Origin of the sequence: Sporolactobacillus sp. STSJ-5 (genome assembly GCF_024385605.1) — a bacterium.
Taxonomy (GTDB): Bacteria; Bacillota; Bacilli; order Bacillales; family Sporolactobacillaceae; genus Sporolactobacillus.
Genome location: NZ_JANFOJ010000014.1, coordinates 1 through 19,894 on the forward strand (window position 1 = coordinate 1; position 19,894 = coordinate 19,894).

The 19,894-nt window shown below is 43.6% G+C and carries 22 protein-coding genes; 9 read left to right on the forward strand and 13 right to left on the reverse strand.

Going from position 1 to position 19,894, the window contains the following annotated elements; genetic code table 11:
- Positions 1 to 452 precede the first annotated feature (452 nt).
- Both perR and bcp read right to left on the reverse strand, forming a co-directional pair.
- Complete coding sequence (gene perR, locus NOM01_RS12565; protein ID WP_255748835.1) at positions 453 to 932, reverse strand: peroxide-responsive transcriptional repressor PerR; 480 nt, start codon at positions 930 to 932, stop codon at positions 453 to 455.
- Positions 933 to 1,310: 378 nt separating this feature from the next.
- A complete protein-coding gene (gene bcp / locus NOM01_RS12570; RefSeq protein WP_255748836.1) occupies positions 1,311 to 1,778 on the reverse strand; it encodes a thioredoxin-dependent thiol peroxidase in 468 nt (155 codons plus the stop codon).
- 234 nt (positions 1,779 to 2,012) lie between these two features.
- Here bcp and NOM01_RS12575 point away from each other — a divergent pair, with 234 nt between their 5' ends.
- The 8 genes from NOM01_RS12575 (at position 2,013) to NOM01_RS12610 (ending at position 9,034) form a co-directional block, all read left to right on the forward strand.
- The gene (locus tag NOM01_RS12575; RefSeq protein ID WP_255748837.1) at positions 2,013 to 2,639 is read left to right on the forward strand and encodes an NUDIX hydrolase; all 627 of its coding nucleotides are present in this window, start codon (positions 2,013 to 2,015) and stop codon (positions 2,637 to 2,639) included.
- 95 nt (positions 2,640 to 2,734) lie between these two features.
- Positions 2,735 to 4,030, forward strand: a complete 1,296-nt coding sequence (locus NOM01_RS12580) for a glutamate-1-semialdehyde 2,1-aminomutase (RefSeq protein WP_255748838.1) — start codon at positions 2,735 to 2,737, stop codon at positions 4,028 to 4,030.
- A gap of 65 nt (positions 4,031 to 4,095) precedes the next feature.
- Positions 4,096 to 5,160: an FUSC family protein gene (locus NOM01_RS12585; RefSeq protein WP_255748839.1), complete on the forward strand. Its 1,065-nt coding sequence runs from the start codon at positions 4,096 to 4,098 to the stop codon at positions 5,158 to 5,160.
- Between the two features lie 319 nt (positions 5,161 to 5,479).
- Positions 5,480 to 5,818: a lmo0954 family membrane protein gene (locus tag NOM01_RS12590; RefSeq protein WP_255748840.1), complete on the forward strand. Its 339-nt coding sequence runs from the start codon at positions 5,480 to 5,482 to the stop codon at positions 5,816 to 5,818.
- Between the two features lie 64 nt (positions 5,819 to 5,882).
- Complete coding sequence (locus NOM01_RS12595; RefSeq protein WP_255748841.1) at positions 5,883 to 6,521, forward strand: PspA/IM30 family protein; 639 nt, start codon at positions 5,883 to 5,885, stop codon at positions 6,519 to 6,521.
- Between the two features lie 122 nt (positions 6,522 to 6,643).
- Positions 6,644 to 7,372 (forward strand): cell wall-active antibiotics response protein LiaF, encoded by a 729-nt coding sequence (liaF, locus tag NOM01_RS12600; RefSeq protein ID WP_255748842.1) that lies wholly within the window; start codon positions 6,644 to 6,646, stop codon positions 7,370 to 7,372.
- A complete protein-coding gene (locus NOM01_RS12605) occupies positions 7,369 to 8,409 on the forward strand; it encodes a sensor histidine kinase (protein ID WP_255748843.1) in 1,041 nt (346 codons plus the stop codon). The genes liaF and NOM01_RS12605 overlap by 4 nt, the downstream gene beginning before the upstream one ends.
- Positions 8,402 to 9,034 carry a response regulator transcription factor gene (locus tag NOM01_RS12610; RefSeq protein ID WP_255748844.1) on the forward strand — a complete coding sequence of 211 codons (633 nt, stop codon included), beginning with the start codon at positions 8,402 to 8,404 and terminating at the stop codon, positions 9,032 to 9,034. Before NOM01_RS12605 ends, NOM01_RS12610 begins: the two co-directional genes overlap by 8 nt.
- A 559-nt stretch (positions 9,035 to 9,593) precedes the next feature.
- Here NOM01_RS12610 and NOM01_RS12615 read toward each other — a convergent pair.
- Both NOM01_RS12615 and mutY read right to left on the reverse strand, forming a co-directional pair.
- Positions 9,594 to 9,749 carry a gamma-type small acid-soluble spore protein gene (locus NOM01_RS12615; RefSeq protein WP_255748845.1) on the reverse strand — a complete coding sequence of 52 codons (156 nt, stop codon included), beginning with the start codon at positions 9,747 to 9,749 and terminating at the stop codon, positions 9,594 to 9,596.
- Positions 9,750 to 9,794: 45 nt separating this feature from the next.
- A complete protein-coding gene (gene mutY, locus NOM01_RS12620) occupies positions 9,795 to 10,874 on the reverse strand; it encodes an A/G-specific adenine glycosylase (protein ID WP_255748846.1) in 1,080 nt (359 codons plus the stop codon).
- Positions 10,875 to 11,029: 155 nt separating this feature from the next.
- On the opposite strand from mutY, the gene NOM01_RS12625 reads away from it, so the two are divergent.
- Positions 11,030 to 12,019 (forward strand): metal-dependent hydrolase, encoded by a 990-nt coding sequence (locus NOM01_RS12625; RefSeq protein ID WP_255748848.1) that lies wholly within the window; start codon positions 11,030 to 11,032, stop codon positions 12,017 to 12,019.
- 79 nt (positions 12,020 to 12,098) lie between these two features.
- Here the strand turns inward: NOM01_RS12625 and NOM01_RS12630 are convergent, their stop codons facing one another.
- From NOM01_RS12630 to NOM01_RS12670, 9 genes are all read right to left on the reverse strand, one after another.
- Entirely contained in the window at positions 12,099 to 12,917 is an 819-nt protein-coding gene (locus tag NOM01_RS12630; protein WP_255748849.1) for a RecX family transcriptional regulator, read from the reverse strand.
- Positions 12,918 to 13,062: 145 nt separating this feature from the next.
- Positions 13,063 to 14,133, reverse strand: coding sequence for an ABC transporter substrate-binding protein (locus NOM01_RS12635; protein WP_255748850.1), 1,071 nt, complete (start codon positions 14,131 to 14,133; stop codon positions 13,063 to 13,065).
- On the reverse strand, positions 14,130 to 14,939 hold the full coding sequence (locus NOM01_RS12640; protein WP_255748851.1) for an ABC transporter permease: 810 nt from the start codon (positions 14,937 to 14,939) through the stop codon (positions 14,130 to 14,132). Before NOM01_RS12640 ends, NOM01_RS12635 begins: the two co-directional genes overlap by 4 nt.
- Positions 14,933 to 15,736 (reverse strand): ABC transporter permease, encoded by an 804-nt coding sequence (locus NOM01_RS12645; protein ID WP_255748852.1) that lies wholly within the window; start codon positions 15,734 to 15,736, stop codon positions 14,933 to 14,935. Before NOM01_RS12645 ends, NOM01_RS12640 begins: the two co-directional genes overlap by 7 nt.
- Positions 15,729 to 16,829 carry an ABC transporter ATP-binding protein gene (locus NOM01_RS12650; RefSeq protein WP_255748918.1) on the reverse strand — a complete coding sequence of 367 codons (1,101 nt, stop codon included), beginning with the start codon at positions 16,827 to 16,829 and terminating at the stop codon, positions 15,729 to 15,731. Before NOM01_RS12650 ends, NOM01_RS12645 begins: the two co-directional genes overlap by 8 nt.
- A 122-nt stretch (positions 16,830 to 16,951) precedes the next feature.
- A complete protein-coding gene (locus NOM01_RS12655; RefSeq protein ID WP_255748853.1) occupies positions 16,952 to 17,494 on the reverse strand; it encodes a helix-turn-helix domain-containing protein in 543 nt (180 codons plus the stop codon).
- Between the two features lie 431 nt (positions 17,495 to 17,925).
- On the reverse strand, positions 17,926 to 18,705 hold the full coding sequence (gene pdaA / locus NOM01_RS12660) for a delta-lactam-biosynthetic de-N-acetylase (RefSeq protein WP_370646111.1): 780 nt from the start codon (positions 18,703 to 18,705) through the stop codon (positions 17,926 to 17,928).
- A gap of 52 nt (positions 18,706 to 18,757) precedes the next feature.
- Entirely contained in the window at positions 18,758 to 18,961 is a 204-nt protein-coding gene (locus NOM01_RS12665) for an SE1561 family protein (protein WP_255748854.1), read from the reverse strand.
- A gap of 71 nt (positions 18,962 to 19,032) precedes the next feature.
- Entirely contained in the window at positions 19,033 to 19,812 is a 780-nt protein-coding gene (locus NOM01_RS12670) for a YfkD family protein (protein WP_255748855.1), read from the reverse strand.
- Positions 19,813 to 19,894 lie beyond the last annotated feature (82 nt).

Here is a 19,894-nt window from a genome sequence, read left to right on the forward strand (position 1 = left end):
ACTTACCCTGATCGCTCAACCGATAAGTGCGGATTGGAATTCAGCATCTTATGACCTTATCGTCGTATCAGCAAGACAAAACGATATACTTTCTTTACCTGTAAGAAAAACCGGGCAAAAAGCGCCCGGTCTTTAATCTCCAGCCATGTGTGATTGGTTTGTGTCTTTACAGTGTTGAATCATCGCTTCGGTTGCTCGCATCAACTGAGCGCGACCGCGGGCGCACCGCGAACCTCCTCAGACAAGCAGAAATCTGCGGGGTCTCGCTGGCACCTGATCCTGCAGGCGTCTCGCACCTCTGCTTTGATTCTCGGCCAAGACACTGGTTTATTCGTTTAAATACGGGGCAAATTCTTATACTTTCTTTACTTGCAAAAAAAACCAGAAGCGAATCCGTCAACACAAAACGGCTCGCTTCTGGTTTTTTTAGACATATTTTTTTAATGATTGAATCAGCTAATGCTTGATTCTTGCTGTGGCTTTGAAGGAGTAGCTGATTCTTTAGCTTGACACTCCGGACAAACGCCGTAAATTTCAAGACGATGATGGTCCACTTTGAATCCGGTAACCTGTGCAGCCAGTGCTTCTACTTCATCAAGTGCCGGGTAAAAGAAATCGACGATTTTCCCGCATTTACTGCAGATCACATGATAGTGGCGCTTGGTTGAAAAATCGAAGCGGCTGGAAGCATCGCCATAGGTAAGTTCTTTGACTAAGCCGGTTTTTTTAAATACGCGTAAATTATTATATACAGTCGCAACACTCATATTAGGAAATTTGTGTTCAAGCGCTTTATAGATTTCATCCGCTGTAGGATGTGAATCTGAAAAGACTAGATATTCAAGAATCGCATGACGCTGCGGTGTAATGCGTACACCAGAGCTCTTTAGCATCTCAATCGCGTGATCTACTTTTAACATATTATCGCTCATCGTCATGCACCTCACTTTCAAAGATAGTGATTATTAAAATCAATTATCAGATTACAATGGTTATAATTATATTTTTAGTTTACATGGTTAAAGCTTGTCCTGTCAATGTTCAGTACTTGCTAAAGTCTAGAGAGCATTCACCTTATATTTTGCCACATTCACTCTGTTACATGCATCTAATCGAAAAAATTAAGCGGGCAATGAGATCCGCTTCTAGATTACGGAAGAACATTTACCGATTAAATGGTGTTTGAAAGTGCTCGAATGACCTGCTTTGATGACCGCACGCCATTCAGCCGATATTAAGCAAAAAAATCAGGATCTTGAAACACCTGATTTTTTCATTTAAGTATTCTGTTTGAGAATTACTTTACTTCATTATATGAGCTGTTCTTTAATGTACTGATACACTTCTTCAACATGTCCCGCAACTTTTACCTTCGGCCAGACTCTACTGATGGTCCCTTCTTTATCAATAACAAAGGTGGAACGAACAATCCCCATTGCTTTTTTCCCAAACATGTTCTTCAGTTGCCAGCTTCCGTACGTTTCGGCAATTTGATGATCAGGATCAGATAAAAGTGTGAAGGGCAGCATATGCTTTTCGGCAAATTTTTGGTGTTTTTCGATTGGATCAGGGCTGATTCCGAGAACGACGGTATTGAGTTTTTCAAAACGGCTGTTTTGATCACGGAAATCACACGCTTCCGTTGTGCACCCTGGAGTCATGTCTTTCGGATAAAAATACAGGACAACATTTTTTCCCTTAAAATCAGATAGAGATACTTCCATTCCATTTGTCTCTTGTAATGTAAAGTCAGGTGCTTTCGTTCCTGCTTCCAACATTGTGATCAATTCCTTTCAGTCAATTCGTTTGCGAAGGTCAAAGTCCGTTCATTTCTTAAAGATGCACGAAATGATCCGCTTTATTTCAATAGAGAAGATACTTGTACCAGTTAAATCATACCCCGATCAGACAGTAAAGTGAACTTATGCGCTTCTGCAATCACCGCAATCAGGCGGTCACTCACTAAAAATGGTAGAATAAGAAGGTAAAATCGTCTAAATGTAGGTGATCATATGGATATAAGAAGTATTACACGGAGAATAGAAAACGACGGTTCAATTATCGGCGAAGATACGGCGAAAAAATCGGCGGTCATTCTGCCACTGATTCATAAGGACAATACATGGCATATTCTTTTGGAAATTCGTGCTGCGCAATTAAAGCGGCAGCCTGGAGATATTTGTTTTCCCGGAGGACGCAGTGAAAAAATTGATGGTTCCATGCATGCTACTGCCATACGTGAAACATGCGAAGAATTAGGAATCCAAAAAGAATCCATTAACGTCATCGGTCAAATGGGCACATGCATCGCGACCTCTGAATTATTCATTTATCCATTTGTCGGTGTCATTGACTCGTCTGAAACACTTAATCCCAACCCTGGTGAGGTTCAGGAACTATTTACAATACCGCTCCCATGGCTCATGAAACAGATCCCCGAAAAACACTCGCTCATTTTTTCCGTGGATAAAAATGCAGAATTTCCGTTCGAACGGATTGTATCAGGAAAAAATTATGCATTTCGTAATATGCAAATTACTGAACCTTTTTACGACTATCAAGGAAAAACAATTTGGGGACTCACCGCACGCATCCTCGAACATTTTGTGTTTTTGATGAACCATCGCATGTTTGATTAATTTCTCATTAAGGTTCATTGCTTGTCATTTATTTACTTGTATTGGATACTTGAGTGAGAAATGTCACTTTATTGGTTAGAGGAGAGATCGGTACAATGAATATTACTACTTCAGAAAAACTCTATGCAGAAGCGCTTGAGCATATTGTCGGAGGCGTTAACAGTCCTTCGCGTTCTTATGCCGCGGTCGGCGGGGGTGCCGCGGTGTTCATGAAAAAAGGAAAAGGTGCATATTTCTGGGACGAAGACGGGAATCGTTACATAGACTATTTAGCTGCTTACGGACCAATTATTACCGGATTCGCTCACCCGCACATCACCGAAGCAATCAAAAAGCAAGCTGAACTCGGCGTTCTGTACGGCACACCGACGAAATTGGAAACTGAACTTGCCGTTATGCTGAAGAAGGCCATTCCTTCCTTAGACAAGGTGCGCTTCACCAATTCAGGTACGGAATCGGTGATGACAACTGTCCGTGTGGCTCGTGCATACACAGGAAGAAAGATTATTTTAAAATTTTCAGGAAGCTATCACGGACATTTTGACCTCGTTCTTGTTGCAGCAGGCTCAGGCCCTTCCACCCTTGGCTCTCCAGATTCGGCCGGTGTAACGGAAAGTACGGCTCATGAAGTCATCACAGTTCCATTTAATAATGTGGACACACTCCAGCAAGCGTTCGACAAATGGGGCTCGGATATCGCAGGCGTGCTTGTTGAACCAATCGTCGGCAACTTCGGGATGGTTATGCCTCAGCCAGGCTTCCTTGAAGCGGTTAATGAAATCGCCCATCAGTTCGGTTCAGTCGTGATCTACGATGAAGTCATTACGAACTTCCGATTCATGTACGGCGGCGCACAAAACTATCTCGGTGTGACCCCGGATCTCACGGCAATGGGCAAGATTATCGGCGGCGGACTGCCAATCGGTGCTTACGGCGGCAAAAAAGAAATTATGGATGAAGTTGCACCGCTTGGTCCGGCCTATCAGGCAGGAACTATGGCAGGAAATCCGCTTTCCATGGCGAGTGGCATCGCATGTTTGGAAGTACTTCAAACACCGGGGATTTATGAACGAATGGACCGTCTCGGAAAGAAGCTGGAAGACGGAATGCACACGATCAACGAAAAATACCGTCTCCCAATAGCGATCAATCGTATTGGCGGAGCGATGACGCTGTATTTTTCCGATCATGAAATCACAAACTACGAAGAAGCAAAAGCAACCGACAGCGAAATGTTCGGACGTTTCTTCAAATACATGCTGGAGAAGGGCATTAATTTAGCACCTTCGAAATATGAAGCATGGTTCTTGACGACCGAACACAGTGAACAAGATATTGACGATACACTGGAAGCTGTTGATTATGCTTTCGCTCAGCTCGCCAAGTCTTAATGTATTTATAAGAGGAGAGCGGCCTGAGCCGCTCTTTTTTTCTTAAGATAAGGAGGAGAAACACCATGCATCTGGGTGCCCGCAGTCTGAAAACCGGCGTTGCCGTAACTGTTGCATTAATGACCGCTTTAGCATTTGGGATGACTCCACCGATCATGGCCGGAGTCGCTGCTGCCATGACGACACGACCATCGGTCCAACGCTCCATTCGGGCGATGGTCCAGAACATCTACGGCAATTTCATCGGTGCGCTCATTGCGGTTGCCGCGGTCATCATTTTCGGCGACACATCAATTGTCGTCGGACTGACCGTCGTCTTTGTTATCTTAATCCATCTTAAATTCGGATTGCATCGGACACTCACCTTAACGATGGTGACCGTCATTTTCATCATGTCGAGCGGAATGAGCGGCGGCAACGAGTTCCTTCTTGAAGGGGTTCGACGGTTCTCCATGATTTGCATTGGTGTTGTTTCTGCGACATTAGTTAATTTGCTGATCTTCCCGCCTCATTATGAAAAGACTCTTTATGAACAAATTCTTGATCAAACCACGCAGCTTTTTAAGTGGACGCGGCTGCTCAGCGGAGGAACTTCAGATAATACGAAGATTAAAACTGAACTAGCTGCTTTCGACAGCAGAAAGCTGAAAATCGAAAATTATTACCACTGGTATAAGGAAGAACGTGTTTTCAGGAAAAAAGCGATGCCGGTGAAACTGCGGCGTACGGTTATCTTTCGTGAAATGATCACCGCAACGCGATTGCTCCATCAAGCCTTGAATGAGCTGGACCGCAATGAAAATGCTTTTCGGCTCCTACCGGATCAATTTCGGGAAACACTCAGAATTCAGTTAAGCGGATTAATGACATTTCATGAGCGCGTGCTGCTCAAATTTGACGGCAAAATTAGGGGAAAACGACATGAGGAGCAGGCAAAAAAAGATTATCAGCATCGCACCGATCTTGCCAATTCCTTTTTTTCCTTCTTCTCGCAAACTAACAACGATGAATGGCTCGACATTCTTCCACTTTTGTCAACAATCATTGATTACAGTCAGCATGTTGAACATCTCGACCTTCTCGTCAACAGCTATCAGTCGTTTCACAAGAAGTCGAATCAGATTCGATAAATTCATCTAAATCTTCATACTCATATTATGCAAAAAAGGAACGGCTCCAAGGACCGTTCCTTTTTCTTTTCTCACATTGGACTTTAATTCACCTGGATTGGTCTGAACTTTTCTCAGATTCTATTGATTTTTTCCAGATATTTACTGATCTTTGCCTGGACTAACGGTTCGCAAGTGCGCAAATGGGGTTGCAGCCTTGTTTTGCTTTCAAGTTGTAGCATGACTAAGTCCAAAGACTTAGCTCAAGATACAGCTTCGGCTCATTATCTGCACATCGCCTTTTTTATATGATTAGGACATAGAAAGGAGGATCACATACATGAAAAAATTTGCCTTGTTTCTGCTTGGAGCCGTCAGCTTGATCGTCCTGCTTACTCAGTTGGGATCCATGGTTGGTTTAATTGTCAGTCTGGCTGTCCTGTACTTTGCATTTAAGAAGTTCAACAAAGCCGCTTCCACCGGAGGAAAAGTGCTTTGGGCGATCGTGGGGATTATTGCCCTGTGCTTCTCAATTGGCAATGTTCCTGCCATCATCGGCATCATCGCACTTGCCGGTCTCTACTTTGTATACAAAACGTGGAAGAATGAAAAACCAGTGATTGTCGAACCGCGCGACCCATTTGATCACTTCGAGAAAGAATGGAAGGAATTCCGCTAAATTTTTATACGATCTTAGCTTGTGATTGTGTAACAAATACATCAAATAAAAGGAGCAACCCATAATGAGCAATCTATTTACTCGTCTGAAAGACTCAATCTCTGCCGATCTGAACGACATGCTCGACCAGAAAGAGCAAAAAAATCCAATTGCAACACTAAATCAGCACTTGCGCCGCTGTGAGGCTGAAGTAAAGCGGGTACGCCAATTAATTGACCGACAGTATCTGCTCAAGGATCAGTTTATTAAGGAGTATCATGAAGCCTCTGAGATGGCTGCGAAAAGAAAGCATCAGGCTGACATCGCCGAACGCGCCGCGGAGACAGAATTATACACTTTTGCATTAAAAGAACATGAGGATTATGCACAGAAAACAGAGCAACTGAAAAATGCCTACGAAACGACCGTCAAACAGCTTGATCAGCTGGAACAGAATTACGCAGAAATGAAACGAAAATTAAAGGATATGTATTTAAAACGCATGGAGCTGATGAGCCGTGAGAACATTGCCAATGCGAATCACCGCATGAACTCAATCATTCAGCCAGAGCGGGCATTTGGGCAATCGTTTTCCAAATTTGAGGAAAGCGAAATGTATCTCGAACAGCTTGAACAAAAGGTGAACACCAATTATCATCAGAATACGATTGATGCCCGAATTCGCGAAATCGAGCGCGAACTTGAAAAAGGCAAAACCAATTGAGGAAACAGTACGGTCTAGCTTGTCCCACATAACGATGCTAAAATGGAAAAAGGTGCGATGAACGCCTTTTTCTTATCTACATAATTCAGCTGAACTGCAACACGAAAGGCAGATGATCCAACATGTTTGAGCAACTGAAAAATGATAAATACAGCTGGCTCATTATTGTCTGCCTGTTTCTCATTATTCTCCAAACGCTGTTCGACGGATGGGGTTTCCTATTCCCTGCTGTACTATTCGGTGCAATGCTTTACTATGGACGAAACAACAAGCACTCGCGAAAAGGAAAAATTCTGTTCTGGATCGGCGTGATCGGACTTGTATTCACCATTTTTAATCTGCTTGTTTTTAAATTCATTATCATCGCTTTATTTATCTGCTTTGTTATCGATTTCATTCAAAGGAAAAAAAGTCCAAAGCAGATTACACCCGACTTTGATCATCCTTCTGCTTTTGAAGACAAAGTAACGATTCTCTCAGGGCTGCTCAAAAATAAATGGTTCGGCCACCAAGAAACCCCTGACCAAGGCTATGAATGGCAGGATATCAACATCCAAACTGGTGCCGGTGACACAATCATTGATCTCAGCCAAACGATCCTCCCGAAAAAGGAATCGATTATCTTTATACGCCATCTTGCAGGGAGAGTGCGTATCCTCGTTCCTTACGGTGTTGAGGTTGCCATGCACTACTCAATTGTGCTTGGGCAAGTCGATTTCTTCGATCATCATGAAAGTCAGTTGATTCATGAATCGAGAATCATACAATCTGACGGTTATGATCAAGCAGAGCAAAAAGTTAAACTGATGATTTCTGCAGTTGCCGGAAGTCTGGAGGTGCTGCGCGTATGACCGCAGTCAAAAGGCAAATGATCGTCGGCATCTGTTTTTCACTTGTTTGCTTAATCCTCTTTTCTTCAGTATTCTTTATTGCCTTCCCTCCTTCTAAGTGGTCATTGCTCTGGAATCAGCAGGTGTGGCATCTGCCCTTTGCTTTTATCGTGCCGATTCTGGCGCTCTTTATCGGAGGTGTCGCCGGCCTGATTTCCGGTTTGTACTGGCGCAGGCAACTCGTCATTGTCAGCGATACACTCGATGGCGCCATGCAAGGAAAAGAGGCAGGCGGTGACAACGTCTATTCCTGTGACGTGCAGCCGATTATTAACCGTACGCAGCAGATCAGTTCCAAAATCAATGAATTGACACAGCTGGCGCAGCAGGCTGCAAATGATAAATCGGAAATTGAGGAGAAGGCGATCCAGAAAATTGTTTCTGAAGAACGCAATCGTCTTGCCCGCGAACTGCACGACTCTGTGAGTCAGCAATTGTTTGCTGCATCGATGCTTATGTCGACAATTAACGAGTTGCGGCCAGTATCGGATGATATGGAAAGTCGTCAATTGAAGCTAGTTGAACAGACGATTCATCAGTCCCAGCTCGAGATGAGGGCACTCTTCCTCCATCTACGGCCGGTACAACTTCATGGAAAAGCATTTAAACAAGGAGTGGAGGAATTACTTCTCGAACTCAAGCAAAAAGTTCTGCTCAACATCAATGCAACGATCGAACCGATTAAACTGGAACGCGGTATCGAAGATCAACTGTTCCGTATTCTGCAGGAGACGGTGTCGAATACCCTGCGCCATGCCAAGGCACAGAATCTGGACGTGCTGTTCATTCGACGTGAAGGATTCGTCATTCTGCGCGTTACTGATGACGGGGTCGGCTTTAAAGCACAAGCGACAAAACCAGGTTCATACGGTCTGCAGAATATGAAAGAGCGTGCTGCACAGATCGGCGGTCAAATTAAATTAGTGAGCGTTCCCGATAAAGGAACGAGTTTGGAAATTAAAGTGCCCATAATCGAAAGGGATGAAAACAATGATTAACGTTGTTTTTGTTGATGATCATGAAATGGTACGCATCGGCGTATCCGCTTATTTATCAGCACAGCCGGATATCCAGGTGGTTGGAGAGGCTGATAACGGTCGTGAAGCTATTGACTTAGTTTTGAAATTGAAGCCGGATATTATTTTGATGGATCTGGTCATGGAGGAAATGGACGGCATCGAAGCAACAAAACAGATTGTGGAAAAATGGCCGGAGGCAAAAATTATCATTGTTACAAGTTTCCTTGATGATGATAAGGTCTATCCTGCGATTGAAGCCGGAGCTACGAGTTATCTTCTTAAAACATCCAAAGCAAGTGACATCGCCAAAGCGATCCGTTCAACGTACAATGGTCATTCCGTACTCGAACCTGAGGTTACGGAGAAAGTAATGTCTCGGATGAAAAAGAACCAAAATAAAGCACTGCATGACGACTTAACCAACCGTGAAATGGAAGTTCTGCTGCTCATGGCCAGTGGTAAAAGCAATCAGGAAATTGCTGATGACCTTTTTATTGCTTTGAAAACCGTCAAAGTGCATGTCAGCAATATTCTAAGCAAACTTGAGGTACAAGATCGTACGCAGGCTGTCATTTATGCATTCCAGCATAAGTTGTGTCAATAACATGGATTGGCTCATTCGTGAAAAACCGAGCAAAGCGCCCGTTCATTACTCCCGCAGGACGTGATGGCTTTCGCGTTGCGTACAGGACGTACTTTCAAAGGATGTGATGGCTTTCGCGTTGCATACAGGACGTATGCGTATTTAGCGAAAGCTCCTTTACACGTGCGAAGGTTCCCTCATCTCACTTCAGTTTCATTAAACATTCTGGTCCTTCATTAAGTAATGAGCAAAATAAGCGGAATTTTTCCGCTTATATGCACCATGGGGCTTGTTTGGCGGGTAAATAAGGGTAATTTATCCGCTTATGTAAAGAAAAACCCTTCATTTTCACTTTTTTCGATTCGATAAGCGGAATTTCTCCGTCTATTTAAGCTATTTTTTCGTTCATTTTCCAATTAAGCGGAGATTTTCCGTCTATTAATCAGATTAGTCTCTTAACCTGATCGCCCAACCGATAAGTGCGGATTGGGAATCTGCATCTTATGATCATATCGTCGCACCAGCAAAGCAAAACGCCTTGTCCATTGTCTGGACAAGGCGTTTTCCGTGCGTAAGGTGATTACTGCTTATTTTGCTGCGACTTCTGGTTTTGCTGGCGAACTTCTTGTGCATTTGTTTCACTGCCATATTCGCCGCTGAACTGTCCGTTTTGAGATTGGGCATTTTGTTTCTTTACTTGTTCCGCATCTGTGCCCGCATTCATCTTCTTAGCCATTGAGTATCACCTCCACCACACTACTCTAACCAAAAAGGTTAAATATTATGTATGAACGTGTCGATTATTTTTTATCCACTCAATCACTTTTTGGTGAGAAACCGGAAACGGGTAACTTTCAAGCTCGTCCAAGCCTGCCCAACGCTGCCGTTCCCTCAATTGATTATGAGCAGAACTTTTTCCTATGCGAAGAGTCAAATCCCATATTAGATGTGAGAAACGATGCATATATGAAAAAGTCTGTTCAGCAGGCGATACCTCGCAGCCGTATCGATCCTGAACATAGCTTTCTTGCTGCTCGCTGTCTTCATACTCGTCAAGCGCCATCATTGGAAATTGCCATAAACCGGCCAGCAATCCTTTATCAGGTCTGCGTTCAATCAGGTAGCGTCCCTGCTCATCTTGAATCAGCAGAACAGCATAATGCAGCAATCTTGGCTTGGCTTTTCCGCTTTTCACCGGATATTCCAGTTGTGCACCTTCATCATAAGCCAGACAATAGCGGTGAATCGGACATTCGGGGCAATCCGTGTTTTTCGGCCGACAGATCGTTGCACCAATATCCATAAGCGCTTGATTAAATGCCGCAGGCTCAGTTTCAATAATTAATTCACTCGCCAATTTTTCGAATTTCTTTCTTGTCTTTTGCTTGGCGATATCATCATCAATTAAGAATACTCGAGAAAGAACACGCATCAAATTTCCGTCGATTGCGGGCTCAGGTTCATTGTATGCAATACTGAGCAGAGCCGCGGCTGTGTAGGGTCCGATACCGGTAATGGATAATAATTCGTCTTTTTTGTTTGGGAGCGTGCCGTTATATTTCTCAACCACCTCACGGACGCCGTGCTGAAGATTGCGCGCACGTGAATAATAGCCAAGTCCTTCCCAGCATTTCAGAACCTCCTGCTCCGGTGCTTCGGCAAGTGCATCCGGCGTCGGAAAACGGCTGATAAATTGGTTATAATAAGGAATGACCGTGTTCACCTGTGTTTGTTGAAGCATCACTTCTGAAATCCAAATATAGTAAGGATTGTTTGTTTCTCGCCAGGGCAGCCTGCGCCCTTGACTGTGAAACCAATCCAGTAAGTCATGATTAAAGTGCTTGATTTCTTGGGCATTCACTACGGTTCAACCTTTCTTATGTCATTTTCAATCAAAATTGCCATAAATATCCCTTTCATTATCCTTGATTTTGTGTGACAATGAAAGCAGATTCACTTGATCTTTGGTGCCATTGAAAAAAGAAGCTTTGTTCAAAAGGGAGGACAATCTTTTTCATGGATACAGCGACACATATTGTTATGGGATTCGGGTTAGCCGGATTGGCAACACTCGATCCGCTCGTCGCCCAAAGTCCGCTGACTTATCAGGCGGTAATGATCGGCGTTGTAGCAGGTTCAGTAATTCCCGACATTGATACGGTTCTGAAATTAAAAGATAATGCTGCGTATATTCGCAATCATCGCGGCATGACACACTCGCTTCCGGCAACATTGCTTTGGCCATTCATTTTAGCAGCCATTATCCTTGCACTTGTTCCCGGTTCAAACGCGAGCCAATTGCTGATATGGACGCTTGCTGCAGTTTCCATTCACGTCTTTGTTGATATTTTCAATGCGTATGGAACTCAGGCGGCGCGGCCGTTTACGGAAAAATGGGTAGCGTTAGGAACAATCAACATATTCGACCCATTCATTTTCATCATGCATCTCATCGGTTTTGCCATTTGGCAGACCCTTGGACATCCGGGAATCACGTTCGTGATCATATACGCGACGATCTCTGTTTACTATGTCCTGCGAGGCTTTTACCACAAGTACATCATTAAGTATGTGAAAAGCCAATTGCCCGGATTAACTAAAGTTTATTTATCGCCGACCATGCGCTGGTCTCATTATCATTTGGCGGCGGAAAGCGAAGATTACTTTTATGTCGGCAAAGTGAACGGTAAAAAGCTGCATCTGATTGATCGCTTTGAACGGACGCCGATCGACTTTGACAATCAAATGATTAAAGCGGCAGCTGAAGATAAAAATGTGCGTGCTTTCCTTTCTTTCTCTCCGATCTATCACTGGTCAATGGCGCGTAGAAACGGTAGATACGTCATTCAGTTTACTGATCTGAGATATTATTCAAAAGGTACGTACCCATTTACTGCAACGGTATGGCTCGATAAACATTTATCTGTGCAAAGCTCATATACAGGTTGGGTATTCAGCGAACAAAAGCTGCGTAAGAAGCTTGTATTAGCACGTATGAATTCGTAATTCAAATCTATATTTGAGCAAATGAAACGAAAAGGGCATCCTCGATAACAGGATGCCCTTTTTTTATTGCATATCATTATTACTCATTAATGCCATGGATACGTTCGCTTAAGAACAAATTAATTGCGTCAAGCGGATAGCCTTTATGATATAAATAGTTCTTTACTTTCTGAGCGAACTCTCTTCCGGAGAATTTCTTGTATTTCTGCATAGCTTTCTCTGCCTGATGCGCCAAGGCATTTTTTTCATTTTCCTCAAGAAATTCCGTAATTTCACTAAGCACCTGATCACTGATTTCTCGAGCATAGCCTCGCTGCATCAACAGTCTGGCAAGTACCAAACGTGCTTCCACTTTCGACTTCTTATTCTTGACCGAAGACGTCTGCTTTGCCAAGTATTTTCGCGCATGCTCGACCTGATCTTCAAGCGGAAACAGATCTTCAGACCTCGAGGCAATCTCTTGCGGAACCCCGGCCTGAAGCAGCTCCCTATAGATAAGCTGCGGTCCCTTCGTGGATGTTTGAATGCGCGTGCGTACAAATGAAGCAGCAAAAACCTCATCGTCAAGCAGCTTCTCATTTTTCAAACGCTGAACCGCATAGTTGATCTGCGGCTCACCAAACTCCTTTTTCTCCAAGTATTGCTTCATTTCAAACACACTGTGCATACGATAAGACAGGTAGCGGAGTGCTGCGTTATAGGCTAGAACACCCGATGCCTCGCTATGAAGGCGTCCCAACTGCTCCGGCGTTAATTCCAGCCCCTTGCGCAATTCCTCGCGTACGAGTACGTCTTCATGAATGTTCAGGCTTTTCTCGCTTCCGTCCTCTTCTGCAACATCCACAGAAAAAAAGCCGCGCTCTTTTTCGTTCGTTCGTATCCTGGTGATAATCGCCATCGATCGATCAATCCTCCAGCACTTTTATTAAAATAATAGCATAAACAACTTTCTGTGCAATATAAATCGCCTCATACCTTCTAAAAATTTACCGACGGTCACGTTAAAAAGCAAATGGAAGGATGCATCCTTAGATCCATTATATTTAATGGCTCATTTTAAATTCAAGAAATAATTCGTTGATGCGCGCGTTAACCGGCTTGCTGAAATTTTCATACACCTCAAGACGGTCCGTCAGCTTCTTATCAGGGTAGAAGCGTTTATCATCCTTTATTTCTTTGGGAAGATAACGCATTGCCGCACGGTTTGGGGTGGCATAGCCGACGTATTCCGCATTCTTAGCAGCGTTTTTGGGGTCAAGCATGAAATTAATAAACTGCTCGGCACCCTTCTTATTCGTCGCACCCTTCGGAATGGCCATGTTGTCAAACCATACATTAGATCCTTCCTTTGGAATAACATAGGTCAATTCCGGATTTTCATCCATAATCTCTACGGCATCTCCGGACCAGAGGACCCCGATGGCTGCTTCTCGTCTCGGCAAAAGCAATTTATTCTCATCGCCGACAATTGCTTTAATGTTCGGCTTCAATTTTTTCAGCTTTTGCAACGTCTGTTCCAAATGCTTTTTATTGGTATCATTCAATGAATAATGCAGACTGTTTAATCCCATTCCCACGATTTCCCGCGCGCTGTCGACGAGCAAAATTTGATTTTTATACTTTTTATCCCACAGATCGTTCCAGCTCGTGATCTTGCTGCCGCCAAGCATTTTGGGATTGTAGACAATCCCCACCGTACCCCAGAAATAAGGGACTGAATAATGATTGTTTGGATCAAAAGACAGATTTAAAAAACGCGAATCAATATTTTTTAAATTCGGCACATTTTTGGCATTAATCGGCAGAAGTAGATGCTCATCACGCATTTTGCTGATCATGTAATCAGACGGAACAATAAGATCAAATGAAGTGCCGCCTTGTTGAATTTTCGTCAGCATCGCTTCATTAGAATCAAAGGTTTGATAGATGACGCGATAGCCGTACTGTTTTTCAAATTTCGTGATCAGCGTCGGATCAATATAATCGCCCCAGTTATAGATCGTCAACGTCTTGGAATCGGCCTTCGTTGTCGACCCGGTCAGCCGCGCAGAAACAAGCGCCAGAGCGAGAACCATGACTAGGACCGCGGTAAGCATAACAACCAGCTTTTTCATGCGTCCTCACCTCCGGGAAGATGCTTCACTTTTCCCATCCCGCGGCTTGAGAAATAATAAACCAGCACAATGGCAAGGGTAATCAGAAAAATGAGTGTCGAGAGCGCATTGATCGACATTGAGATGCCTTGACGCGCTCGTGAATAGATTTCAACAGACAATGTTGAAAATCCATTGCCGGTGACAAAGAATGTAACGGCAAAATCATCGAGAGAATACGTGAGTGCCATAAAGAATCCGGCGAAGATGCCCGGCGTAATAAACGGAATAACCACCTTTAACAACACATCCAGCCTTTTCGCACCGAGATCACGCGCAGCATCAATCAGTGTGGGACTCATTTCCTGAAGCTTAGGTAGAACCATCAGCACAACGATGGGTACACTGAAGGCGATATGCGCGAGCAGCACCGAGATAAAGCCAAGCTTGATGCCGATCAGTGTAAAAAGGATAAGGAATGAAGCGCCAATAATAACGTCCGGACTCACCATCAAAATATTATTTAATGAAAGCAGCATGTTCTTGTATTGACGTCGCTTCGTCAAATAGATCGCCAAGGCACCGAAAACACCGAGCACGGTCGAAAGCACTGAGGACAGCAGAGCTACGATCACCGTATCGATGACAATCACAATTAACCGTTTATCGGAGAACACTTCTTTATACCAATCAAAAGTGAAGCCTGTAAAATGTGTCATGTTCCCGGCCTTATTGAACGAGTAAAACATAAGATAAAAAATGGGCAGATAGAGCACAGCAAAGACGCAAAGGAGGTAAATGGTTGACCAAGTTCTTTTTTTCACCACCGCTTCAGCCACCCCTTTCCCATCAGTGCCATAACGACGATCATGGCTAGAATCAAAAAGACAGCAATCGTCGCGCCCATTCCCCAGTCCTGCGTGACAAGAAAATGTTCCTCAATCGCCGTCCCAAGTGTAATCACACGATTACCGGCAATCAGACGCGTCAGCATAAACAGAGACAGCGCAGGGATAAATACAGCTTGGACGCCGGATTTGACGCCTTCAAGTGTAAGAGGAAAAATGACACGCCGAAAGGTTGCCCAAGCAGATGCGCCTAAATCATAAGCTGCTTCAACAAAGCTGTTGTTCAGCTTTTCGAGGCTGTTGTATATAGGCAGAATCATAAAAGGAATAAATAAATACACCGAAACAAAAACAAAACTGAAGCCTGTAAACAGAATCTGCTTACGTCCGATGCCAGACAATGCCAACAGTGTATCCACAGGGCCATAGGTACTGAGCAATCCGATGAAGGCATATGCTTTCAATAGGACATTAATCCAAGTCGGCAGGATGATGAGCATAAGCCACAGCCTGCGATTTTTCATTTTTGTTAGCAAATAAGCAGTCGGATAGGCAATCAATAAAGTAAAGAAGGTGATTAAACATGCATAGCCAATCGAGCTGACTGTCATCCTTAAATAAATTGGTGTAAAGAACCGCACATAATTTTCAAAAGAAAAATGTCCCTGTATGTCAAAAAAAGAATAGTATAAGACCATCGCCAAAGGCGCAATGACAAAAAGACCGATCCACAAAACGTAAGGGATAAGATAGGTGTTCGTCAGTTTTTTAGTCATGATCGGCACCCTCATAGCTTTCCAGGCGTCGATCAAAGTCCTCTTCGGTCTCGCCATGACGCATGACGTGAATCGCTTCAGGTTCAAAAAAAAGACCGATTGCTTCACCGATTTGCGCGCTCTTCGTCGAATGAATCATCCACGAATTTCCATCCGCATCCTTACCGATCATTTCATAATGTACGCCTCTGAATAACTGAGACTCTACGCGTACCTGCAGCATCCCTTCTCCCTGCGGCTTCAGCTCCAAATCCTCAGGTCGGATCACGATTTCTACAGACTCCATTTCATCAAAGCCCTGATCGACGCAATCAAAGGTTTTACCTGCAAAGGAGACGACACGATCCCTCAGCATCGTGCCGGGAATGATGTTGGATTCGCCGATAAAGTCGGCAACAAAACGGTTGATCGGTTCGTCATAAATCGAGCGCGGCGAACCACTCTGCTCAATTTTCCCCTGATTCAGGACAAAGATCTCATCAGACATTGCCAGTGCTTCCTCTTGGTCATGCGTTACGAAAATAAACGTTATGCCAAGTCGGCGCTGCAGCTGGCGGAGTTCAACCTGCATTGCAGTCCTTAGCTTAAGATCCAAAGCGGACAGGGGCTCGTCCAGCAGAAGCACCTGTGGACGATTGACAATGGCACGTGCAATCGCAACCCGTTGTTTCTGTCCGCCAGACAGATCGGCAATTTCGCGATTCTGGTAACCATCCAGATTGACGAAATGCAGTGCTTCTTTCACTCTTGGCTCAATTTCTTTATTTGCTAATTTATTTATTCGCAAGCCAAACGCCACATTTTCAAAAACGTTCAGATGCGGGAACAGTGCGTAATCCTGAAATACAGTATTAACTTGACGCTTATTTGGTGGAATTTTATTGACCAACTGCCCGTCAAAGGTAATGGTTCCTTCACTCGGCTCCAGAAATCCGGCAATTAAGCGTAAAATGGTTGTTTTTCCACACCCGGACGGACCAAGCAACGTATAGAATTTACCCCGTTCAATTTCAAAATTAATGTCTCTTAAAATGGTTTCCCCGTCAAATCGTTTGGCAACATGGTCAAACTGAATGATTGTCTTTTCTGTCATCGGATCTCCGGCGCTGTACCTGCTATGGCACCTGCCTTGCCACATCCTTCCCACTCCATGTCTTTTTTCTTATGTTGATGTTACATGCTGTTAAACAGCACAATCTCTTAAGTCGGCTCTTCTTATAAATAAGATTCAGTCGCAACCAAAAGCACTTTTGCAGACTCATTGCCCTCATTAATCAGCTGATGCTCTTCAGATGCATGATAGTAAACCGAATCGCCTGTTTTCGCATGGTAGCGTTTCTTCCCAAGACGGACGGTGATCGACCCGGACAGTACATAGAGAAAGGTCTCTGCGGGAGACGGCTCGAATGTTTTGAATGCTCCGCGTCTCTCTAACTGCAAAAGGATCGGCTCCATCTCTTTCTCATTAGATTCGGGAACAAGCCAGCGAAGCTGATAACCCAGTTGTGCATCGGAAAATTCAGTTTGATCCTGCTGCTGATAAATCACTTTTTGCGCAAAGGTCTGATCATCAAAAAAAGATTTCGGATCGCAGCCAAGCACTTCCAAGAGATCAAAAAAGGTTTCTATAGAAGGTGAACTTAAATCATTTTCAATTTGCGATATGTAGCCTTTCGTCAGATCCGTCCGTTCCGCAAGTTCTTCTTGCGTCAGGCCGCTCTTAAGGCGCAAATTTTTGATCTTCCCGCCGATCAGCACCGACAGCCCCCACTTTCGTAAGTTTACTATTTATATACACTGAGTTTAATAAAACAAATTTATTATAAATGTTTCCTAAAAAAATACAATGTATTTCTTGAAGATCGTAATTTGTCGAAATCAAGACTGTTTAAGTTCTATTTTTCAGACTTTGTGAGAACACAAGAAGTGAAAATGTCAATAACTTTGTGGATATGTGGATAACTATGATTTACCCTTTATTAACGCTAAGTAAAAATGTGCATGATTTTGTTAATATTTATCCTCTTTTTTGTGGATTATGTGGACAATCATGTTTAAATGCTTACTATTGTGGTTTTTTTATTGTCAAGTCTGTGGATAAACTTGTGGATACTGTTCTTAACTTTTTTCGAGCTTTTTTTCAAAAAAAATACCTCGGATCCCAAATAGGATTGAGGTATGCACAAAACTCACCAAAATTCAGAAGGCAGAACACGCTTCGCCATCAGATCGTCCAAGCTGCGAAATTGATAGCCCTGTTTCTTTAAATCATGTATCACACGCGGCAGCGCTTGAGCATTATCCTTGGAAACGGTATGAAGCAGAATTACTGCACCTGGATGAATACGTTTCATGATATGATCGTACGCATAATCGGCGCCGTGTTGATCGTCTCGTAGCCAATCGCGATACGCAGCCGACCAGAATACATTGGTGTAGCCAGCGTCATGACCCAACTTCAATGAACGTTCGCTGAACGTACCTCTTGGCGGGCGCAGATAGGTCATTTGTTTATCGCCGGTCAGTTTCATATAACGTCCTTTAAGTTTTGCCAATTCTTTTTTATACTTTGCGTCACTTATTTTCGATAGATCCGGATGGCTCCACGAATGATTTCCGACAATGTGGCCTTCTTTAACCATCCTTTTGACAAGCTCCGGCTGATCCGAAATATAGTGTCCGGTGATAAAAAATGTGGCAGGAACCTTTTCCTTTTTCAAGGTATCAAGCATTCCTGAAGTGTATCCTGCCTCATATCCGTTATCGAAGGTCAGATACAGTTCTTTTTTTGACGTATCTCCGATAAAAATTCCGTCATATTTCTTAAGTAATGCTTCATATTCAGGCTCTGTCGTCGCCGGCTGGTTATTCTTTGCGGGTTTGAAATACCAGTCCTTTCCGTATGAAGAAAAGGGATGGACAAAAGTTCCGCACATGGCAATCAAGAGCACTAACACTATTTTTTTCACACGATCACCCTCCGATTTTAGGGTGGACCGTTTCCGTTTGAATTATGTTTCCTTATTTTTCTACAAGCCCGTCTGCCCAATCATCCCGAAATCTACGTATTTTCACCTCAAGATTATCCATCATTGCTAAGATATTCTCCAGATCTTCATGAGCTGCAGTCTCTTCGTTAAGCGCGCAAGCAACCTGAGCGAGCAGCTTAAATCGATTCTTTAAATAAATCACTTGATCTGCTTTTGAATTCGTCGCTCTTCCCATTTCCAGCACCTCCATTACAGCTTCTTCTTTCACTTTAGCACAGATCTGAGTGAAAGGTTGAGCAGATGGATTTACTGAGCAATGTACCGAAGCGAAAGGTGATCGGTAATCGGCATCCATGCGCCGATGCCCTGCTGCATCACATTTTTAACATCAAGATGCGCTTTACCTCCCTTTAAGACAAGAAAAACTTCACCATAAGTAATTTTTCCGCGTTCATTAACCGCCGGCACATAGCCGTACAAATGTCCGACTTGTTTGGAAGGTACTTGATACGGGCGGTCAATTTTTGTTCCCGCCCCAACAATTGTTGAGAATGAAATTGATAGATGTGTTTTTTCCATTGTTTTTGCCAAAATCAATTGGCTCGCTTCTTCTTTTTTCGGAACTTCAGAGGTCAATCCTCCCTTAACAGTTGCCTGGATTTTCTGAAGGTAGCCGATTTGCTGAGCACTCTTGCTGCCGCGAGCATCGGCGGCATTATCATTAATCCGTTTATACTCCCAGTTGACGGATGTTTCTTTCGACTTGTAATTAAGCGGCCATTCTCCAAGATAAATACGTGCCGAATAACCGATCGACCATTTTGACGGATGAATGTATGATTCGTTGAGCAGTTTGATCAACACTGGATTTTCCACTGGGACGTTCGCTGTCTTGAGCAGGGCTTTGGTGCGTTGACTCGGCACAAGTTCAGAAGCATCATGTGTCGGATTCGGATAGGTATTTTCTTTAGAGATGTCGATCACCGATTTCGGCAATGCATTGGGCATCACGCTTTTTGCAGCTGCCTCAGAGGATATACAAAATAACAACGCAGCGCACACAAGTAAAGACATTATTTTTTTCAAGGCAGAAAACTCCTTTTTTCCTTATCTTCTGCCCAGAACTGCAAAATTATCCAAAAGAAGCTATAGAAAAACCAGTTACAGC